Source organism: Catenibacterium sp. CAG:290 (genome assembly GCF_000437715.1).
Taxonomy (GTDB): Bacteria; Bacillota_I; Bacilli_A; order Erysipelotrichales; family Coprobacillaceae; genus Catenibacterium; species Catenibacterium mitsuoka_A.
In genome coordinates this window covers 73,560-81,157 of sequence record NZ_FR898870.1, presented here as the reverse complement: position 1 = coordinate 81,157, position 7,598 = coordinate 73,560, and the positions used below count along the sequence as shown (strand labels likewise).

Below are 7,598 nucleotides of genomic sequence, written 5' to 3'. Positions count from 1 at the left end.
AGGTCTGCCAGAATACAGCAGATCTGTTTTGCATTGTGATATAGAAACAGATTATGCTTAAAAGGCATTAAGCAACCCATGATAATGGGTATTGGACATAGAAAGTAATATGGGTGTATGATGGAGCCGATAAGAAATAGAGCGTACCTGAAAAGCAAACTGCCACAGGAAAATTATGAACTTTATGTAAAAAGCTGCAAAGTCTATTGACCTGGAGTTTACTTCAGGTTGTACCATAAAAGAAAAAGAGCAAGGAGGAATTTTTTATGGATATTGAACAGATGAAAAAAGACTTAGGTGGAGGTAACGTATTTCCAATCGGTGAAGAAAATGTAGTATTTGCAAAATATTTTACAGGTGAGTGCTATCTGAATATGCTTACAACAGAGAGAGTACCAGTTGGTCTCGTTACTTTCGCTCCTGGAACCATCAATGCATATCACATCCATCATAAAGGTGGACAGATCCTTATGGTTACTGGTGGAAGAGGATGGTACCAGGAAGAAGGAAAGCCGGCTCGTGAGCTGAAAGCCGGAGATGTAGTAAATATTCCACCAGAAGTAAAACATTGGCATGGAGCAGCGAAAGACAGCTGGTTCCAGCATCTGGCTGTTGAAGTTCCGGCAGAGGGTGCTTCCAATGAATGGCTTGAGTTTTTACCGGAAGAAGAGTATAACAAATTACCATAAAGCAAGAAAGACGGAGGTTTAGTATCATGGCAAAGATCACACAGACAGCGGGAAGAAATGCTCTGGGAACATTTGCCCCGGAGTTTGCACATTTTAACGATGACGTTCTGTTCGGAGAGAACTGGAATAACGAAGATATTGATTTAAAAACAAGAAGTATCATCACAGTCGTAGCACTGATGGCACAGGGAATCACAGATTCCTCTTTGAAATTCCATTTACAGAATGCCAAGGATCATGGGGTAACGCAGAAAGAAATCGCAGCGATTATCACCCACGTAGCATTCTATGCAGGCTGGCCAAAAGGCTGGGCAGTGTTCAACCTTGCAAAAGAGGTTTGGAACGAGGACGAAACAGAGGAATAACCTGGCAAAACTGCTCGTCACGAAAAGTTCGCACAAAGCACAGACGTGTATGCCGTTAAAGCCAGTAACTACAAGGGATTGCGAATAGGGAGTCCAGTTTAATGCAGAAACAACTGGCATATCCATCATGGTGCAGGACAGATCTTATTATGTACGGCTGGAAGAGGGTATTATCAGGAATGGGGAAAACCTGCTCAGGAACTCAATGTAGGTGATACAGTTTATATTGCGCCAGAAATCAAACATTGGCATGGTGCAGCACCAGAAAGCTATTTTGTACATATTGCAGAAAGTGTACCAAATGAAAATGCTTCAAACGAGTGGCTTGAAGCAGTGGACGAAGAAGAATATCTAAAATTGAAATAAAACAAAACGATCAGGAAGGGAAGCCTGATCGTTGTTTATTTCAAGAGTTATTTTGAAGGGAATTTGGGAAATTTTAGGAATCACTCTTGGCAAAAAGAAGCTTTAATTATTATAGGGAGTTGCTTTCTCTTTACAGGTACTATTATGCTTTTTATCTATGAACACATTGTGAACTCATTATTTTTTTTCTAGGAAATATGTTATAATGATGTCCGAGGAGGATTTTTTATGAAAAAATCAATCATTACATTCTTATGTTTGATGTTGATCACATTATCAGGATGTACTTATAATACCAAATATTCAGAAAGTGATGCCCCCTTAACTATTACAGGTGGGCTCAGTGATACATTGATTGTGTATTATTCATTCAATGGAGAAGAACGTGAACTCGCAAAACAAGTACAGTCATATACAGAAGGGGATTTACTTTGTTTACAGACTTCTAAGAAGTACTCTACAGACTTTAAAGAGAGAATTAAAGAACATAGAAAAGAAAGAGAAGCTTACGCAAAAGCACTTAAAGAAAACAAACATGATTATAAGAATAAATGTGTATTAGATACATTACCTGCTCTTAAAAATCAAATTAATGATATTAATCAATACAAGACAGTGTATCTTATTTATCCATGCTGGGAAAAGGATGAACCTTTAATTATTGATTCATTCTGTATGGATTATGACTTATCAGGTAAAACAATTGTACCTATGTGTATAAGTGAAAAGAACTGGCGTGGCCATGTGAAATATTCCAGCAAGAAGAGTGTTGCTCACTTTAATAAGATGATACCAAATGCGAACTTTAAGCGTGCTAAGGCATTTACTGATGTCAAAGGCGTTAAAGAGTGGCTAGAAACTATTGATATGATCTAGACTGGATATGCATCCAGTCTTTTTTTGGAGAATTATAATGAGACATATATTTTTACTTAAACCAGTGGATGATGATTATGATCATCATCCGTTTATAGAAACAATTAGAGAAGTGATGCAGGGTTATGATTATGATATATTCATGAGTACTTATCCTGATCACGCCAAGAAGATTATTAAACATTATAAAGAACCCACACGTTTTTATAGTGTTGGTGGGGATGGAATGTTGAACCAGGTCATTCAGGGACTTGTAGGTACACCTCATGAACTCGTAGTTATTCCTTATGGAACAGGAAATGACTTCTTTAAGATGATTTCTAAGAATAATGATTCTAAAGAAGTACTTAAAGCATCTTTAAAGGGTAAAACAATTCCTATTGATACAGTGTTAATGAATAATCGTTATTTTATCAATAATGCATGTTTTGGTTGTGATAGTGTGATTGCGAATCATGTTCATGATGATGTGAAGATTCCTAAGATGTTTAAAGGACATCAATACGAGTATTCTATTCTAAGAAACTTTGTCCAGTATCCATTTTATCATATTAAGATGACCAGCCATGGAACACTATTGTATGAAGGTCCTGTTACTTTATGTGCCTGTGCAAATGCGAAATATTATGGTGGGGCTTATAAGATTGCCCCTCATGCATCATTAGATGATGGTCTCATGAATATTGTGATTCTAGATCAAATTAAGAAAGGACTCATTCCTTTATATATTAAGAAGATAGTAAGTGAAACACTTGACCAGGATAAACATGCTCATGTCTTTACTGTAGATGAAGTGGATGTAGAATCTCAGTATCCGTGTAATTTAGATGGTGAAGAAGTAAAAGCGTCTCATTATCATCTAGAAGTAAAGAAGAATAGTTTAAATCTTGTAGTCTTTGATGATTAAAGAAATAAATGTTTCTATGATTGGAGATAGTTCTTCTTTTCGTGTGATAAAGGCTGCAGATGTATAAAGACCCTTGTCTTTAAGTTTAGTATAGGTTTGTGAATTTAAGTCTATATATGGTATAGCCGCTTCAGGTATAATAACCACCTGATCTAGTATAGAACCCCATACTAAGGCAGTACGTATATCATCTGTAATAATAGGGATATGTGGCTGGAATTGGAGTTCATTTAAACAATAATCGACTATAAACTGACGATAACGTCTGTGAATCAAAACAGGATCATCTCGATAATCAATGAGATGGTTCTTTTTTTCATTCACAAGAGTAGAAGGTCCTACCGCAATCATTGGTTCAGGCTTAAATAAAAATGATTTCACATTCGTAGAATCAAATGGTGTCCTGACTAACGCAATATCTATTTCATGAGCTAGCAAGGTATCCATCATCTCATAGGTTGTTCCTTCTTTCATATGAATATCTAACTTAGGATATTTCTTTCTAAACACATCCATATGCTCATGTGTAATTAAATAACCATTAGAAGAAGTAATCCCAAAACGTAAAATCTGTGTGGCAGCTCCTTGTACTTCTTTACTTGTCTGTTCATATAAATTCAACATCTGATTACATCTACGATAAAATAAGTGCCCTGCAGGCGTTAATGTGATATGACGATGTCCTCTCTCTATCAGTATTGTATCTAATTCTTCTTCTATCGCTTTTAACTGCATAGAAAGAGGAGGCTGTGAAATATGTAATACACGTGCAGCTTGTGTTATAGTCCCTTCGTCTACAATTGTCTTAAAGTATTTCATCTGTTTTAGTTCCATATGTATCTCCTATAAATTCTATATAAAATATATATTATACATATAGTATAAAATAGGATTATAATGTTGCAAGGACAGGGAGGAAAAATATGTGTATAATGAAATATTTAAAGCCTTATAAATGGCAGGCCATTTCAGGCTTTATATTTAAACTTATAGAAGCATTTCTAGAATTATGTATACCAATGGCTGTAGCTCTTATTATTGATAATGGTGTTGCAGTACATAATACAAATTATATTACAAAGATGGCTTTTGTGATCTTTGGTTTATCTACAGTAGGATATGCTAGTTCACTAGTGTGTCAGTACTTTGCGTCTCTTACATCACAGGGTGTAGGTACACTTATGCGTAAAGATATGTATCGTGCAATCAACCGTTATGATTATCAGGATCTTGATATTATTGGTACACCTTCTTTAATCACAAGAATCACCAATGATATCAATCAGATTCAGTTAGCTGTTGCCATGGTTATTCGTTTATGTTCAAGATCACCATTTTTAATTATCGGTTCTTTGATCATGAGCTTTGTGATTAACTGGCAGGTAGCACTTATCTTTGTGATTGTCGCACCACTTATTGCGTTTAGTATTTACTTTGTGATGAGTCATACAGCGCCTATGTATTCTCATATCCAGCATATCCTTGATGAAGTATCACTCATCACAAGAGAGAATCTTTCTGGTGTCAGAGTCATTCGTGCTTTTAACCAGCAGGATAATGAACAAAAACGTTTTGAATCAACAACCACAAAACAAAAAGAAGAGCAGATCATTGCAGGTAACCTCAGTGCTGTATTAAATCCAGCTACTACAATCATTGTGAACTTTGGGATTATCGCAATTCTTTATATCTCAGGCTTTAAAATCAATGCAGGTAGTATGACACAGGGAGAAGTCATCTCGCTTATTAACTATATGAACCAGATCTTACTTTCTATGTATGTCTTTGCGAATGTTATTGTAATCTTAAATAAAGCCAGTGCATCATACAAGAGATGTGCAGATGTATTAAGTCAGAAACCAGATATTGTCCAGGGAATCAATGAGGCTCCAAGTGACTACCAGAACCTTATTACTTATGATCATGTTTCATTCTCATACTATTCAGGTAATGCCTTAACTGATGTATCATTCAATATTCTTCCAGGTCAGACAATCGGTGTCATTGGAGGTACAGGTTCAGGTAAAACTACACTTATTAACCTGATCCCTCGTTTTTATGATGTCACTGAAGGTGAAATCCGTATCAAAGACCTTCCTATTAAATCATATAAGTTCAAGGATTTAAGAAATATGATTGGTATTGTACCTCAGCAGGCCACACTTTTTGGAGGAACAATCAGAGAAAATATGCAATGGGGTCATCCTCATGCCACAGATGAAGAAATCTATGAAGCATTGGAACTTTCACAATCTAAAGAATTCGTCGATAAGATGACAGAAGGCTTAGACACCTATATTGAACAGGGTGGTAAGAATGTATCTGGCGGACAAAGACAAAGACTCACTATTGCCCGTGCATTAGTCAAAAAACCAGAAATACTTATTCTAGATGATAGTGCTAGTGCACTTGACTTTGCGACAGATGCAAAACTAAGAAAAGCCTTAAGTACGCTTAATATGACAGTTATTATTGTCTCTCAAAGAGTGAGTGCTTTAATGCATGCAGATTCTATTGTGGTATTAAGCCATGGTGAAGTTGTAGGACAGGGTACTCATGACATGCTTATGAATACATGTGATGTCTATCAGGAAATTGTTATGTCACAGATGGAAGGAGGACAGAATAATGAAGAATAAAAGTACTTTAAAAAGACTTATGGCATTCTGTCGTCCTTATCGTATCTATCTTCTAGGTGCATTATTATTTTCTACAATTAATATTATATTCACTCTTTTGACACCAATTCTTATTGGGAAAGCCATTGACCAGATGATTGGTTATCATCAGGTTTTCTTCCAGGGACTAAGTCAAAAGATCTTCTATATTGCATTCTCTGTATTGATGACTGCATTATTCAACTATTTCTTAGTTAGAGCATCTAATAAGATGACTTATGAAATCACAAGAGACTTAAGAACAGAACTCTTTAAACAATACCAGATCTTACCTCTTTCTTATATCGATTCTCATACTCATGGTGATATGATGAGCCGTATGATTGCCGATATTGATCAGATTTCAGATGGTTTATTACAGGGCTTTACCAACCTCTTTGGTGGTATTGCGACAATCTTAGGTACAATTGGCTTTATGTTATATGTGAATGTCAAGCTGGCTTTGATTGTTATTGTATTAACACCACTTTCTCTCATTGTCGCAACACTTATTGCGAAATATACATTCAAGTTCTTCCAGGAACAATTATCTATTCGTGGAGAAATGAGTGGTTTTGTAGAAGAAATGGTAGGAAACCAGAAAGTCGTCAAAGCATTCCAACATGAATCAATCAATGAAGAGAAGTTTGATGAAATCAATGATCGTTTATTTAAGAGTGGTGTTAAATCACAGTTCCTAGGTGCACTTGCGAATCCTTCTACACGTTTTGTGAATGCGATTGTTTATGATACAGTATGTATCTATGGTGCCTTTAGTGTCATTGGTGGAGGTCTTACAGTGGGTGGTTTATCATCATTCTTGACTTATGCCAATCAGTACACAAAGCCATTTAATGATATTTCTAACGTATTTACTGAATTAGAAGCAGCTTTAGCCTGTGCTGAGCGTGTCTTTAAGATTATTGATGAACCAGGTATTAAAAACCCAGAACATCCCAAGGCTATTGATAATCCACAAGGTGTTATTGACTTAAACAATGTGAATTTCAGTTATACACCTGAAAGACCATTGATCACTGATTTTAATCTTCATGTCAATGCAGGTGAAACAATTGCGATTGTAGGACCTACAGGATGTGGAAAAACAACATTGATTAACTTATTAATGCGTTTCTATGATCCTCAAAGTGGTTCTATCTCTATTGATGGTATCAATACACAAACGATGGATCGTTCTTACTTAAGAAGTCTCTATGGTATGGTATTACAGGATACATGGTTATTTAAAGGCACTATTAGAGATAATATTGCGTATGGCTCAAATAATGCGACAGATGAAGAAATCATTGAGGCTGCTAAAAAAGCCCATGCTCATAAATTCATTATTCAGTTAAAAGGTGGCTATGATGCGATGCTCGCAGAAGAAGGCAGTAACTTATCACAAGGACAAAGACAGCTTTTATCTATCGCAAGAATCATGCTCGCAAATCCACCTATGTTGATTCTTGATGAAGCCACCTCATCTATTGATACACGTACAGAAAGACAAATTCAGGATGCCTTTGATACAATGATGATTGGTAGAACAACCTTTATTGTAGCCCATCGTCTTTCTACTATTCAAAAAGCAGATCAGATTATTGTGATGAATGATGGACATATCATTGAACAGGGTAAACATGAAGAACTATTAAAGAAGAATGGTTTCTATCATAACCTTTACTATAGTCAGTTTGAAAAACCAGAGTAAATAAAAAAAGATTCCTCACGGAATCCT

General features: G+C 35.9%; 6 protein-coding genes and 1 pseudogene. 6 read left to right on the top strand and 1 reads right to left on the bottom strand.

What is annotated here, in order from left to right:
- Positions 1–266 precede the first annotated feature (266 nt).
- The 4 genes and pseudogenes from QVO42_RS10180 (at position 267) to QVO42_RS10160 (ending at position 3,203) form a co-directional block, all read left to right on the top strand.
- Entirely contained in the window at positions 267–689 is a 423-nt protein-coding gene (locus tag QVO42_RS10180) for a cupin domain-containing protein (protein ID WP_006428324.1), read from the top strand.
- Between the two features lie 26 nt (positions 690–715).
- Positions 716–1,420, top strand: a pseudogene (locus QVO42_RS10505) (carboxymuconolactone decarboxylase family protein).
- A gap of 228 nt (positions 1,421–1,648) precedes the next feature.
- Positions 1,649–2,296, top strand: a complete 648-nt coding sequence (locus tag QVO42_RS10165; RefSeq protein WP_022425996.1) for a flavodoxin — start codon at positions 1,649–1,651, stop codon at positions 2,294–2,296.
- Between the two features lie 37 nt (positions 2,297–2,333).
- Positions 2,334–3,203, top strand: coding sequence for a diacylglycerol/lipid kinase family protein (locus QVO42_RS10160; RefSeq protein ID WP_022425995.1), 870 nt, complete (start codon positions 2,334–2,336; stop codon positions 3,201–3,203).
- On the opposite strand, the gene QVO42_RS10155 is transcribed toward QVO42_RS10160, so the two are convergent.
- Positions 3,177–4,037, bottom strand: a complete 861-nt coding sequence (locus tag QVO42_RS10155) for a LysR family transcriptional regulator (protein WP_022425994.1) — start codon at positions 4,035–4,037, stop codon at positions 3,177–3,179. The two genes, QVO42_RS10160 and QVO42_RS10155, sit on opposite strands and share 27 nt — an antisense overlap.
- An 89-nt stretch (positions 4,038–4,126) precedes the next feature.
- Between QVO42_RS10155 and QVO42_RS10150 the strand changes: the two genes are divergently transcribed.
- Together QVO42_RS10150 and QVO42_RS10145 are read left to right on the top strand one after the other, a co-directional pair.
- Complete coding sequence (locus QVO42_RS10150) at positions 4,127–5,842, top strand: ABC transporter ATP-binding protein (protein WP_022425993.1); 1,716 nt, start codon at positions 4,127–4,129, stop codon at positions 5,840–5,842.
- Positions 5,832–7,571, top strand: coding sequence for an ABC transporter ATP-binding protein (locus tag QVO42_RS10145; protein WP_022425992.1), 1,740 nt, complete (start codon positions 5,832–5,834; stop codon positions 7,569–7,571). Before QVO42_RS10150 ends, QVO42_RS10145 begins: the two co-directional genes overlap by 11 nt.
- Positions 7,572–7,598: the final 27 nt, after the last annotated feature.